Source organism: Rhizobium sp. X9, assembly GCF_018873185.1.
GTDB lineage: Bacteria > Pseudomonadota > Alphaproteobacteria > Rhizobiales > Rhizobiaceae > Agrobacterium > Agrobacterium oryzihabitans.
Genome location: NZ_CP071312.1, coordinates 458,472 through 472,232, shown reverse-complemented (window position 1 = coordinate 472,232; position 13,761 = coordinate 458,472). Strand labels below are relative to the sequence as shown.

The window sequence follows — 13,761 nt, the reverse complement described above, 5'->3', positions numbered from 1 at the left end:
ATACTGCGGGAAAATAATAGAACGTGCTTAAGAAATGATATATTTTTATGATGGATTTGATAAAAAGCAAAAAAAGGCTGCAATTTGTATTGCAGCCTTTTCTATATTAGAGATTTATACTTTTAATTCGCTCTTTTCAGCGCGTCGCCGAGGATCGAGACGATGTCGTCGAAATGGGATTTCTCCGCGATCAGCGGCGGTGAAAGGGCGATAATGTCACCGGTGACGCGGATGAGCAGGCCGCGCTCGAAGCAATCCGTGAAGACCTCATAGGCGCGCGCGCCGATGGCGCCGTCGCGCGGCTGTAACTCGATGCCGGCGATGAAGCCGATGGTGCGGATGTCGATGACGTTCGGCAGGCCCTTCAGGGAATGGATGGCGTCGTGCCACACGTCCTGCATTTCGGCAGCGCGGGTGAAGAGCCCTTCGTCGCGATAGATGTCGAGTGTGGCGATGCCAGCGGCGCAGGCGACAGGATGGCCGGAATAGGTGTAGCCGTGGAAAAGCTCGATCTGGCTTTCCGGCCCGTGCATCAGCGCATCGTGAACCTTGCGGCTGGTGAAGACCGCGCCCATCGGGATTGCGCCATTGGTGAGGCCCTTTGCGGTGGTGACGATGTCAGGGGTCACACCGAAGTAATTGCTCGCAAAGGACGAGCCCATGCGGCCGAAGCCGGTGATGACTTCATCGAAGATCAGCAGAATGCCGTGCTTGTCGCAAATCGCGCGCAGGCGTTCCAGGTAACCCTTCGGCGGCACCAGCACGCCGGTGGAGCCGGCGACTGGCTCAACGATGCAGGCGGCGATGGTTTCCGCGCCATGCAGGGCAACCAGCCGTTCCAGATCGTCGGCAAGCTCGGCACCATGCTCGGGCTGGCCCTTGACGAAGCTGTTCTTCGAAAGATCGTGGGTGTGACGCAGATGGTCTGCGGGGATTTGCGGGAAAACGCGGCGGTTGTTAACGAGACCGCCGACAGAGATGCCGCCGAAACCGACACCGTGATAACCGCGCTCGCGGCCGATAAGTCGGCTGCGGGTGCCCTGGCCGATGGCGCGCTGATAGGCAATGGCGATCTTCAGGGCCGTATCGACCGATTCCGAGCCGGAGCCGGTGTAAAACACGCGATCAAGTTTTGCACCTTCCGGACCCGGCGCAATTTCCGCCAGCCGCTCGGCAAATTCAAAGGCGACGGGGTGGCCCATCTGGAAGGAGGGCGCATAATCCATGGTGGAAAGCTGGTGTTTCACGGCAGATGCGATCTGCTGGCGGCCGTGGCCGACATTGACGCACCATAGCCCAGCCGTGCCGTCGAGAACCTGGCGGCCGTCATTGCTGGTGTAATACATGCCCTCTGCGCTCGTCAGCAGGCGCGGATTGGCCTTGAACTGCCGGTTGGCGGTAAATGGCATCCAATAGCTGTCGAGTGAGGTGGAATTGGATCTGCTGGGGTTATCCATAGTGGCTCTCCTGTTCGGTGCCGATGATTGAAAGCTATTTTCCGGACTGAACAAGCCCTTTTCTCGCTGTGGCCAAGCCATTGAAAATGTTATAGGCGGAGAGGAGAGTTTTCGATATTTCGAACAAGGGCAACGGGGGCTCCTGCATGTCGGTGGATATAGGCGGGCGTTTGCGCCATTTGCGGCTGCGTCACAATATTTCCCAGCGTGAACTGGCAAGGCGCGCCGGTGTCACCAATTCGACGATTTCGCTGATTGAATCCAATACCTCCAATCCGTCCGTCGGCGCGCTGAAGCGTATTCTCGACGGCATACCGATCGGTCTTGCCGAGTTCTTCGCCTTCGAGCCGGAGACGAGCCGCAAGGCATTTTATCGCGCGGACGAACTGGTCGAAATCGGCAAGGGGCCGATATCCTTCCGGCAGGTTGGCGACAATGTTTTCGGCCGCAGCCTGCAGATCCTCAAGGAATGTTACCAGCCGGGCGCCGATACCGGCAAGGTGCCGCTGGTGCATGATGGTGAGGAAGGGGGGATAATCCTCTCCGGGCGTCTGGAAGTGACGGTGGACGAGGAGAGGCGGGTGCTTGGGCCGGGCGACGCTTATTATTTTGAAAGCCGCAGGCCGCATCGCTTCCGTTGCGTTGGACCCGTGCCCTGCGAGGTCATCAGCGCCTGCACGCCACCCACCTTCTGATTCCCGGGTCTTTTACCCGATATGGCACCCGGCGGACGTCCGGCCTATCTTGGTAGAGACAGAATCTCTGCCGAAGCCGGAAGATTTTCGACGATTGGTCGGGGCTTTGACAGGAATTTTTGCCATTGTTTCGCCACTTTTGCGCCGCTCTTGCAATTTTTCCATCGCTTTTTCTTGGCAAACACAAAATGCCAGACAGAAAAATCCCGGCTAATATGTCAAATTTTATATGCATTGCCGCAATCTTGCTGCGCCGCAAAAAAATTTATTAGTCTGTTACACGCATGGCTGTTCTTGGCGTTCCTGTCTCATCTCACCAAGTCATAAGAAACATATAAGAAAAGACTATCCGGGGTCGAAAACCCTATACATGCGGGACGGACACCCATGCTCTGGGAACATGGCCATCTGCACATTTGTTTCTTTTTTATGCAACCGTTAATATTGCCCGGACGTTGATCGGCCGCTCACGCAAGAAATCGCATAGACGGTCATAGGCAATGTGCCTTACAAAAAATCCATTAGCATCAAATTCAGAACACAGACTTGTTATCTCCTTTAGACGGAAAGACGCGCCTCCGGGCACCGACCAATCGCAAAACATAAATGGAGTTCTCTCTATGAAGTCCGCGACCCAATCGGCTGAACAGACACTCAGCAGCTCCGAAGACTTCGATGTCAGTTTTCCTATCGGGGGCATCGCAAAACGTAGCTTCGATATGACATCGGCTGCACTTGCGCTGCTCATATTCAGCCCGCTTTTCCTGTTGATCGCCGCGCTGGTGAAATTTTCCGACCCTGGCCCGATCTTCTACGGCCACCGGCGTGTGGGACATAATGGCCGCTATTTCCATTGCCTGAAATTCAGGACGATGGCGATGAATGGCGACGAGATGTTGCGCCAATATCTTGCCGCCAATCCGGAAGCCGCCGAGGAATGGCGTGCTACCCGCAAGCTCAAGAACGATCCGCGTGTTACGGCCGTTGGCGCCGTGCTGCGCAAGCTCTCCCTTGATGAGCTGCCGCAGCTCCTCAATATCATCCGCGGCGAAATGAGCGTGGTTGGCCCGCGCCCCGTCGTCGATGAAGAGCTGAGCTACTACGAAAGCGCTGCCGCTTATTATCTCAGCACCCGTCCGGGCCTGACCGGCCTGTGGCAGATCAGCGGCCGTAACGACGTCTCCTACAAGACCCGCGTGGCCTTCGACACGCAATATGTGCAGAACTGGTCGATGCGACAGGATGTCTTCATCATCGTCAAGACCATTCCAGCCGTGTGCCTGTCACGCGGAAGCTACTGACCAATATTGAGTTCGGTTTTATCGACCTTCATTTCGACACGCACCCTGACCGGGATCCCAAGTCCGGTCTTCGGGTGCGTCATTGGTGCTAATCATACTGGCCGCTTTTTGCGGCGCTGCGCAACCGGCACCGTCCGGTTGCTCTATCGCCTGATCGCCCGCGTGGCGATCCGCAAACAGGGAGTTTCCCGATGAACGGCCTTTTCGCCGCCTCCAATCGTCCGCTTGCCAAAAAGACGGCCAGACAGACCCTCACCGCACTTTTGCTTGCCGCAACCGTCGCTTTCGGCGCGCCGCTTTCCGCAATGGCTGCGGACGGTGGCCAGTACAAGCTCGGCACAGCCGACAAGCTGCGCATTCGCGTGGCCGAATGGCAACCAGCCGATGGCAGCATCCGCAACTGGGATGTCATCAATGGGGACTATTCCGTCGGTCCATCGGGCTCCTTGTCTCTGCCCTTCATCGGCCAGCTTGAGGTTGCGGGGAAAACACCATCTGAAGTCAGCGAGGCGATCGGCGCCCAGCTTCAGAGCAAGTTTGCCCTTCGCAACCTGCCATCGGCCTCCGTCGAAATCGCTCAGTTCCGGCCGATCTTTTTGAGCGGCGACGTGCAGACGCCGGGCGAATATCCATACGCCGCCAATCTGACAGTGCTGAAGGCCGTCAGCCTCGCCGGCGGCTTAAGGCGCTCCGATGCAGGCCAGCGTTTTGCCCGTGACTTCATCAATGCGCGCGGCGATGCCGCGGTCTATGACAACCAGCGGGCAAGGCTGCTTGCCCGTCAGGCGCGCCTCGTGGCCGAGGTCAAGGGTGATACGACCATTGCCAAGACGCCGGAAATGGAAAAGATTACCGAGATCGATACGCTTCTCGCGAGCGAAAGCGCGCTGATGAAGTCCCGGACCGAGCGATATACGCTTCAGCTCAAGGCGTTGACGGATCTGCATGCGCTGTTGCAGAGCGAAGTCGAATCCCTGAACAAGAAATCGGAGACACAGAACCGCCAGCTCCAGCTTGCCAATGAGGACCGCGACCGCGTCAACCGGCTGAACGAGCAGGGGCTTGCCCTGTCGCAGCGGCGTATTTCTGCGGAAGAACGGGCGGCGGAAGTGGAATCCACCCTGCTCGATATCGATACGCAGTCACTGCGCGCCAAGCAGGACATCAACAAGGCGACGCAGGACGAGATCAACCTGCGCAATGACTGGGTGGCGCAACGCTCCAAGGAATTGCAGGATACCGAAGCGGAACTCGACAAGCTCAATCTGCAGCTGACCACCAGCCGCGAATTGATGTCGGAGGCGCTGGCGCAATCTGCCGAGGCGATCCGTTTCGACCCATCGGGAAAATCCGCGACCATCAGCTACGTCGTGGTGCGTGAGGAAAACGGCAAGCCGAAGGAAGTGAAGGTGGATGAAAATGCCATGCTTCAGCCTGGCGACGTTATCAAGGTCTCGTCCGAAATCCTGATGCAGTGAGGTTTCCATGCGGATCGCCAAATCGGCGCTGATCGATCCCGAACGCAATGAAGTCTACGGAATGGCGGCAATCGCGCTGTCATTCTTCGTTTTCGCCTATTCGTCGCGTTTCGGGCAAATATCGGTTCTCGCCTATTATGGCATGTGGTTGCCGCTGGTGGTGGTCAACTACCGGCAGGTGCTCGGCAATTATCCGCGTTATCTGTGGATCTTCGCCTTCGGCATACTGACCGTGCTGTCCAGCTTCTGGTCTGAAGCAGCATCGGTGACCATGCGCGCCTCTATCCAGTACATGACGCATATCGTCTGCGCGCTCATTGCCATGCGGGTGATTTCCATCCGCACACTGACGCGTGGAGCATTGATCGGCATCGCCGTGGTGCTGCTGTATTCGCTGCTTTTCGGCATCTATCTCTTCGATGCGCTTGATGGCACCTATAGTTTCGTCGGCGCGTTCTCATCGAAGAACCAGCTTGGCTTTTATGCCTCGCTCGGCGTCATCTTTGCTGCCTCTTCCGTGCTGGTCCTCAAACAAAGGGGCATCTGGCTGCCGATTGCGGGTGTCACCGGGCTTTTATCGGCCTATAGCCTCATCGCGTCGCAATCGGCTACATCCGCCATCACAACGGCCGCCGTGGTCGCCCTCATCATCGGCTTCATTCCAATCGGCATGCTTTCGCCCGCCAACCGCAAGATGACCTTTTTCGCGCTTGGCGGTCTTGGCGCGCTGCTGGCCGTTGCCTCCCTGCAATTCGGCCTGCTGGACGCCATTCTCGGCATTTTCGGCAAGGATTCGACGCTGACAGGTCGTACCTATCTGTGGCAGCAGGGCATAGAAGCGGCGAAACAGACGCCCATTCTCGGTGTCGGCTATCAGGGTTTCTGGGTGGTGGGTTTTGCCGATGCCGAACGCCTGTGGAACGACTTCTTCATCACGGGCCGCAGCGGCTTCCACTTCCACAACACCTATATCGAAACGGTGGTGGAGAACGGTATCGTCGGCATGATCCTGCTCGGCATGGTGCTTTATGGCACGCTGCTTGGCCATCTGCGCTCGGTCCTGATGCGAAAGAGCGATCCGCAGGGCGTCATTCTCTTCGCCATTTGTGCGCTCTTTGTCGTTCGCTCCTTCGTGGAGATCGATATCATTTTCCCGTATCAGATCGGCTCGTTCCTGCTCTATTTCGCGGCCGGAAAACTGTGCCTTCCGGCGAAAGCTGCGCGGGGCAGCGTGCACCTGACGGGCGTTCTTGGCGGTTTCTCTCATCGTCATTCCCGCCTTGAGGCTGAATCCAGCCAGCCCAAGTCGTCGGGCTGAAACAACTCGTCTTCGCCGCGCGGACGCGCGTCGGCTACATCCCGGCCCAAGGGCGCAATGACGGAGAAGAGGTGGTTCTAAAGATAGTCCGCCGAGACATGCGGGCTGGCGTGGATGAAGCTCCACATATCCTTGCTGACCTCGACAATATCCGCGATCGACTTTTCGAGGTGCTCGATTTCCTTCTCGTCCATGCGTTCGACCTTGCCGTAACGAACCTTGCTGTCGTCCTCCACCAGCCGCATCAGCTGGGTGCTGGCGATTTCGCCCTTTTCGTCGAAGGAATAGATGCAATGATTGTATTTGTTGCGCGTCTTCGCTTCTTTTTTCAGCCGCGCCATGATGGAGAGAATGGTCTTGCGGTCCTTCGCGTCCGTGGACGGAAGCTTCGCCAGGCGCTCAATGAGATCCATGCGCGCCCGCGTGGTGTTGAGCGTCAGAAACACCACGATGGCCGCTTCCTTCTCCACTTTCAGGAGATGGACGATGAGATAGATCATCAGGCTTTCGGTGTTGGTCCACACGTAATTAAGCCTGCCGACCAGCAGCAATACATCCGACATTGCCGCCATGCTGCTTCTCCCGCCCCAACGAAATACATTGAGCCATCATATGCTGATTGCTGCGGAAAAGACAGTCTAGGTTACTGATATTTATTCATCTTTCCTTGAAGGCGCGGGACATGCTGTCAGAGATCGGCTTGGTCAGATATTCGAAGAAGGTGCGTTCCGACGTCTGGATCAGAACGTCGGCCGGCATGCCGGGCACGGGGTGGAAATTATGAACCTTGGCGATCTCCTCGTCGGGAACCTGCACGCGCACGATATAGACGTCCTTGACCTGCAGGCCGGCATTTTCCTCGATGCTGTCGGCGGAGACGTAGAAGACCTTGCCGTTCAGAACCGGTGTCGTGCGGCGGTTCAGCGCTGAGAGACGGATCGCGGCGGTCTGGCCTTCGTGCAACTGGTCGATCGATGTTCTGAGAACCTGTGCCTCAAGGATCAGGGGAACATGGGCGGGCAGGATTTCCATGATCGGCTTGCCGGTGGTGATGACGCCGCCCGGCGTGTGGTAATAGGCGCGCACAACGGTGCCGTTGACGGGGGAGCGGATGACGGTGCGTTCCAGCACTTCGGCGGCACCGCGAACCTGTTCGCGCACGCTGTCGAGATCGGACTCAGCCGTTTCGAGCGCGTCGAGCGCGGCCTGCTTGTTGGCGTTGACGGCGATGACAGCTTCCTGCTTGAACTTGGCGATTTCCGCCTCGCTCTGGTTCATCTCGCCAGTCAGGCGGGCGATATCTCCCATGGCATCGGCAATGGCGCGCTCCAGCGCCAGCATGTCGGTCTTGCGGATAACGCCGTCCTTGGCGAGCTTTTCCTTGGAGTCGCGCTCCTGTGTCAGAAGCGCCAGCTGCCGGTCGAAGGACTGTTTTTGTCCATCATAGCCGGTATAGCGAAATTCCAGCGACCGGATGTTCTTGTCGATCAGGTTCAGCTGCTCCTCAAGCTTTATGAGCTTGCTGTGGAACACGATGTTCTGGCTCTGGATGATTGAGTTGATATCCGGATCGCCGGCTTCCTTCATGACGATGTCAGGCACCTTGAAGCTTTTTTCGCCCTGCGCCTCGGCGCGCAGGCGCACCACGATGGTTTCGAGGCGAAGCCGCCGCAGCTGCAACATGCGCTCATTGGCGAGTGCCGTCGTCTTGTCGAGCGTCAGGAGAACGTCGCCTTCCTTGACGGTATCGCCCTCGCTGACCATCATTTCCTTGATGATGCCGCCTTCCAGATGCTGGACGACCTTGTTGTTGCCGGTGGCGACGAAGCTGCCCTGGGCGATAATGGCCGAGGAGAGCGGCGCGGTGCCGGCCCAGAATCCGAAGCCGCCGAATGAGGCGAGCAACACCGCAAGACCGATGGAGCTGTGCAGGCGGATGGAGCGTGGCACCTCGCTGTACCATTCAAGCTGGCCCTGGGGTTTGACTTCGACGATGGCGTTTTTCTTCTTGAACATGACGATCCTCAACCCTCGATCTGCGGGGACTGGCTGCCCTGACGGCCGCTGCCGGAAAGCGCTTTCAGCACCTCCATTCTTTCGCCGAACATGGCGACGGACCCATCCTTCAAAACCATGATCTTGTCGACACATTGCAGGAGTGCGGGCCGCTGGGTGATGGTGACGGTGGTGATGCCCTGTTTCTTGGCGTGCAGCAGCGCCTTGGCCAGCGCCTGTTCGCCCTGTGTGTCGAGGTTGGAGTTGGGCTCGTCCAGCACCACGAATTTGGGATCGCCGAAGAAGGCGCGGGCAAGCGCGATACGCTGCTTCTGGCCGCCGGAAAGCGGTGCGCCATCGGCCGCGACCACGGTCTCATAGCCCTGTGGGAAACCGGCGATCAACTCGTGCACATCGGCCAGCACCGCTGCCTCATAAATCTGGCGGTCTTCGACATCGTCGCGCATGCGGCAGATATTGGCCTTGATGGTGCCGGGGAACAGCTGCACGTCCTGCGGCAGATAACCGATGCTCTCACCGAACTGCCGCTGGTCCCAGTTGCGCAGGTCCATGAGGTCGAGGCGGACATTGCCTGACGTGGGGAGGATGGAGCCGACCAGCATCTTGCCAAGCGTCGTCTTGCCGGAGCCGGAATTGCCAATGATGGCGAGCGACTCTCCCTTTTTCAGCGAAAAGGAAATGCCGTTCAAGATCACCTTCTTCTGCGGCGGCGGCACGAAGAGGATGCGCTCCACATCCAGACGCCCTTCCGGGTTGGGCAGGCGCAGGCGTGGGAAGTTCAGCGGCGAGCTGATGAGAAGCTGCTTGATGCGGCCATAGGAGGCTGCGGATTTGTTGAACTGGTGCCAGCCTTCGATCGCCCCTTCGATGGGCGCAAGGGCACGGCCGGAAATGATGGATGCTGCGATCACCATGCCGCCGGTCAGTTCGCCTGATAGCGACAGATGCGCGCCCCAGCCCAGGAGCGCCACCTGGGTCATCATGCGGGCGGCCTTGGAGACGCCTGAGAACATGATGTTGCGATCCTGCGCCGCCACATGCGACTTCAGCGATCCGGCCGTTTCGCGGCCCCACATCTTCACCGCTTCGGGGATCATTGCCAGCGCATTGATGATCTGCGAGTTGCGCGACATGGAATCGAGATGGAAATTGGCGCGGCTCAGATAGCCGGAAGCTTCGGCAAATTGTCTCGCGGTAAAGCGCTGGTTCAGCCAGGCAATGATGAACAGCACCGCGCAGCAGACCATGATGATGATGCCGAGATGCGGATGGACGAGATAAACCACCACGATGAAGAGCGGCATCAGCGGCGCGTCGAGGAAGGCGATCAAGGTGCCGGAGGTGAGGAAGGAGCGCAGTTGCTGCAAATCCTGCAGGATCTGGTAGTCCTTGCCGCTGCCATGCAGGGAGGCGCGGGCGGCGGCCGAAAGGATGGGCGCACCAAGCTGGACTTCAAGCTCGACGGCGGTGCGCATCAGGATGAAGCGGCGAATGGCGTCCATGAAAGCCTGCAGCAGAACCGCGCCGAGCACGGCGACGGTTAGCATTATCAGCGTATCCATCGACCGGCTGGTCAGCACCCGGTCCGATATCTGGAAAAGATAAAGCGGAATGGCGAGCAGCAGGATGTTGATGGCGATGGTAAACAGCATCACCACCACCATGTTGCGGCGTACGGCGGCAATACCCTTGGCGAGACTTGCGGCGAAATTGATCGGCTCGCTGCGCTTGTGGAACCCGCTCTGGCTTCCGCCACCGCCGCCACCGCCGCCGCCATTATCCGTCGGCTCCTTGCCGTTGCCACCACCACCCGTCACCGGCCGGCGCTCGTTTTCCCGGATAGGCCCGTCATTATTGTCGATGGTCTTGACGAAGGGCAGGTCGGTATTGTCGACTTTCGCTTGGGGTTCGAGCGGGGAGGCGGGCTGCGGATCCTGTTGCGGAGCCGGTCTTTCCGGCGGAACGTCGCGCAATTGCGCCGGTTGTTCCGTTCTCGCCAGCGGTTGGGAAAGAGTTTGTGGGGGAGCAGCCTCCTGGGAGGAGGGAGTGTTTTTCGCCTGTTCTGCGCCGGATAATTGGCGAAGGTTCTCAACGGCTTCGTTGATGGCCGAAATGCAGGCATCGGTTAGCTTGCTGTCTTCCGCATCCTGATCCAGCGGCAAATCCAGCGAGCGCCCGTCGGCAATGGTTTTTCTTGAAATATGATCCATTTTTTATCGGTCCCCTGGTGATCTTGCGGTAACTGCGGTTTCGGCGGGGCGTGGGTTTCCCGTCCCGCTTGCCAAAACCTAGGCAGTGACCCCCTGCATGACGTCGGCCGAATGCGCGTTCGACCATGACAGGTCGTGACCGACATTGATGACGCCATCGGATTCGTTCTGGATGGTGGCGGGATCATCGTGAAGAAAGGCGATGACCTCGTTCGCAAGTTGGCCGGGCTGAGCCGGATGCGACGTGTCGTTTTCGATAATGCCGCCCTGAATGAGGATGGCATCGGAATAAAGGCCGCCGGCAACATAGGTGGTGGAGCCGAAGCTGTCGTAGTCGACGATCTGTGCGAGATTGACGACAGCATTGCTGCCGGTGTCGATATGGACGGTCGCATCCTGGTTGTTTTCCAGAACCTTGGCCGCGGCCTGAGTCACATCGTCGGAATCGCCCAGCACGCTCACCTGTTTGATGATGCTGACGTCGTAAAGATTGCCGGTGATGTAGAGAACATTCAGCCCCTGATAGCCGGCAAAGTTGGCGTCGTGGGCGAGCGCGTCCGGCATGTTCGGGTCACGCTGGTTGATCGCGTTCACCGTCTGGTTCATGTAGTCTGGCATGGCTTCGAAACGATCATTGCTGCCGACATTGTGGATGGAAGCATCGTTCCACAGAAGGTTATTGCCGGACTGGATGGTTGCGCCATCAGGCGCATCGGGATTGGCGCGAGCCCAGTCATTGTCGTAAAGCACGGCGATCTGGCTGATCAGGTTCATGTCCAGCACATTGCCGCCGACGATGATCAGATCATATTGCATGCCGATGCCGAGGAAATTGGCGATGTTCAGGGCAGCGTTGCCGCCTGTCAGCAGGCTGACGCTGGAGCCCGCCGTGGTGATCGTCATGGTGTCGTTGTCACTGATGAACTGATATTGCTCGATCCAGTGCACGAAGGATACGTCCCCCTCCAGCACGCTGACGCGCCAGGCGGTGGGGAATATCGGCGTTTCACCCGTATCATGGCTGTCGGCCGCGTTCTCTGCGCCGGGATAGACGGTGCGCTCGAAGCTGGCGATGTTGTACGCAGCCGTTGCCGCCTGATCTTCGGAATGGGTGAAGACGGACGAAATCTCGTCCCGATCGCTATAGATATAGGCCTGGGTGATCGCGTCGATCTGGTGATAGTCACCCATGACGGCGGTGACGGAGGTCATGACGCCGGTATTGACCAGCGTGGCGACATTGGCGACGATGTTGGCGCCTGCGGCCACATCGATGCTGTTGCCGGCGGGGCTGTCCTCATGCAGCGAAACATCGCTCTTTTCCGGCTCTTCCGCTGGCTTGGCAATGCCGCGATCCGGCATGAAGTCGTCGAGCATCGGCTTGTCGTAGGAAACCGCGCCATTGATATAAAGGCCATTGATATCGTTGCCAGCCAGGACGAAATCCTGATCCGCCCCGGTGCCGAGCGAGGTGACGTCGTTTTCGCGGGCATGGTCGATGTAATCATGTGCGGATTTGGCGAGCGCCTGCAATGCATCGTAGCTGTCAGTGCGCTGGAAAGTGGAAAAGGGCGTGAAGACGGCCGCTTCATTGTAGAACTCGACGGTGCGCTCGGTCACGAAGGTCGTGTCGCGCGCCACATTGGGGCCGTCCGTCATGTTCACATAGTCATCGTCCTGAAGAATATTGACCTGCGTGACATGAGCGGCAACAGAGCCGGGGCCGGTGTGAACCACCAGTTCGCGTTCTCCCTCGAAGGAAACACGGCCGGGAAAGCGGAAATGCGCGCCGGAAATATCGACCGGTATGGCATTTGCAAGCTGCTGCATGTCGTATTCGACAGCGCGCGCGAAATGCGGCCGCATGTAATCGAAATCATAATAGCCGGAACGATATTTGACGCCGGGATCGTAATCTTCAAGCGGAACGTCGTAATTCTTGTCGAGCAGCCGTGCCGCTTCATCGTCGGGCAAGTGGTCCGGATTGGACTGGGCCGGGCCTTCGCTATAATTGGTTCTCAGACGCGCATCCTCGACCTCGGTATCGAACAGGCCGATGAAATGCGCAATCATGTCGGAAATCTTGTCGATATGCATTGGAGGTCCCTCCCTGATCATCGCGGCAGGGCCTGAGCGTTGCGGACGGCACCCGTCTCACAGGCGGTGCTTCGTTTTCGCGCAAACCGGTCCTTTAACCGCGAACTGCACCGGCGGATGCCGGTGCAGCTCTTTTCGTCAAGAGGTGGTTATCAGGAGTGATCCTCACCGACATCCGATACATGCGAGTTGCCGCCTGTGATCGTGACGTCAACGGCATTGGAGAGCATGTTGGCGCCCTGCACCAGTTCCAGATGGAAGCCGGAATTTGCAAGGATTGCCGATGCATCTGCAGTGCTGGTACCTGCGGCGTCGTCGCCGGCCTTGAGGTCCCATCCCTTGCCGTCCATGCCTTCGGCGCCGTAAGCGTCACCGGCATTGGCGTTCAGGTGGTTCTGGGCGCCACCGTTGTCCATCTTGATATCCCAGGCCTGATCCTGATCCGCCAGGTGGTTGGCCTGCACGAGGCTGAAGCCCGTGTCGTTACCGTCGCCGTTAAGCGAGCTGTTGAGGATATTGTCGACGTCGAGTGTGAAGGAGAAGTCGTCACCCAGGTTTAAGGTGAGGTCTCCGCCAGCGATGCCGAGATTGCCGACATCCTTGACGCCGGAGATGTTACCGAAGTCGTCATCCGACTTGTAGTAGCTGTCTGCGGAGTTGAAGCTGTCGGAGGTCGTCGTGGTCTTGGTGGAGGTGTCGTTGTCGGAATAGGAGAATGTTTTGGTGTCCGTATCCGTGACCGTCTTCACATTGGTATCATTGTCGCTGTATGACTTGCTTTCATAGCTCCAGTCGTAGTCGACCTTGATATCTGTGTTGGTTTCGGTGCTTGTCTTGGTGGTTGTGTCGTTGTCGCTATACGACTTGCTGTCGTAGCTCCAGTCATAGTCGTTGTCGCGATTGTCACCGTTATTGGCGGCTACATCAATCTTGGCGTCAACATCCACATTGGTGCTGTGATCGCTGTTGTCGTTGTTGCGGTTTTCACCATTTGCGGTGCCGACGTTGCTATCTTCCACCTTGGCGTCATTGGTCGAGGTGTTGGCGAAACCATCGGAAAGCGCGCCGATCTTGGTGATGTCGTCGTCGCTACCGCCGGATGACTTTGGATCATAACCCATTTTTATTTCCTCCGAAAAAGCTCGGAGCAGCTTTCGAAATCCCTCTCATCTTAAATGGGATTTTTTCG

Annotated in this window: 10 protein-coding genes; 4 read left to right on the top strand and 6 right to left on the bottom strand. The window is 58.0% G+C overall.

Features of this window, described 5'->3' with window-relative positions:
• Positions 1-122: 122 nt before the first annotated feature.
• Positions 123-1,457 (bottom strand): aspartate aminotransferase family protein, encoded by a 1,335-nt coding sequence (locus tag JZY08_RS17125; RefSeq protein ID WP_003500656.1) that lies wholly within the window; start codon positions 1,455-1,457, stop codon positions 123-125.
• Positions 1,458-1,603: 146 nt separating this feature from the next.
• Between JZY08_RS17125 and JZY08_RS17120 the strand changes: the two genes are divergently transcribed.
• From JZY08_RS17120 to JZY08_RS17105, 4 genes are all read left to right on the top strand, one after another.
• On the top strand, positions 1,604-2,152 hold the full coding sequence (locus JZY08_RS17120; RefSeq protein ID WP_003500658.1) for a cupin domain-containing protein: 549 nt from the start codon (positions 1,604-1,606) through the stop codon (positions 2,150-2,152).
• Between the two features lie 620 nt (positions 2,153-2,772).
• Entirely contained in the window at positions 2,773-3,453 is a 681-nt protein-coding gene (locus JZY08_RS17115) for a sugar transferase (RefSeq protein ID WP_003500662.1), read from the top strand.
• A 191-nt stretch (positions 3,454-3,644) separates the two neighbouring features.
• The gene (locus JZY08_RS17110; RefSeq protein ID WP_216332735.1) at positions 3,645-4,931 is read left to right on the top strand and encodes a polysaccharide biosynthesis/export family protein; all 1,287 of its coding nucleotides are present in this window, start codon (positions 3,645-3,647) and stop codon (positions 4,929-4,931) included.
• A gap of 7 nt (positions 4,932-4,938) precedes the next feature.
• Entirely contained in the window at positions 4,939-6,249 is a 1,311-nt protein-coding gene (locus JZY08_RS17105) for an O-antigen ligase (protein WP_216332734.1), read from the top strand.
• Between the two features lie 77 nt (positions 6,250-6,326).
• Here JZY08_RS17105 and JZY08_RS17100 read toward each other — a convergent pair whose 3' ends face one another.
• The 5 genes from JZY08_RS17100 to JZY08_RS17080 form a co-directional block, all read right to left on the bottom strand.
• Positions 6,327-6,821, bottom strand: a complete 495-nt coding sequence (locus tag JZY08_RS17100) for a hypothetical protein (protein ID WP_003500669.1) — start codon at positions 6,819-6,821, stop codon at positions 6,327-6,329.
• An 85-nt stretch (positions 6,822-6,906) separates the two neighbouring features.
• Positions 6,907-8,265, bottom strand: coding sequence for an HlyD family type I secretion periplasmic adaptor subunit (locus JZY08_RS17095; protein WP_003500670.1), 1,359 nt, complete (start codon positions 8,263-8,265; stop codon positions 6,907-6,909).
• A gap of 8 nt (positions 8,266-8,273) precedes the next feature.
• A complete protein-coding gene (locus JZY08_RS17090; RefSeq protein WP_216332733.1) occupies positions 8,274-10,475 on the bottom strand; it encodes a type I secretion system permease/ATPase in 2,202 nt (733 codons plus the stop codon).
• 78 nt (positions 10,476-10,553) lie between these two features.
• The gene (locus JZY08_RS17085) at positions 10,554-12,572 is read right to left on the bottom strand and encodes a hypothetical protein (protein ID WP_216332732.1); all 2,019 of its coding nucleotides are present in this window, start codon (positions 12,570-12,572) and stop codon (positions 10,554-10,556) included.
• A gap of 152 nt (positions 12,573-12,724) precedes the next feature.
• The gene (locus tag JZY08_RS17080) at positions 12,725-13,693 is read right to left on the bottom strand and encodes an MSCRAMM family adhesin SdrC (RefSeq protein ID WP_216332730.1); all 969 of its coding nucleotides are present in this window, start codon (positions 13,691-13,693) and stop codon (positions 12,725-12,727) included.
• Positions 13,694-13,761 lie beyond the last annotated feature (68 nt).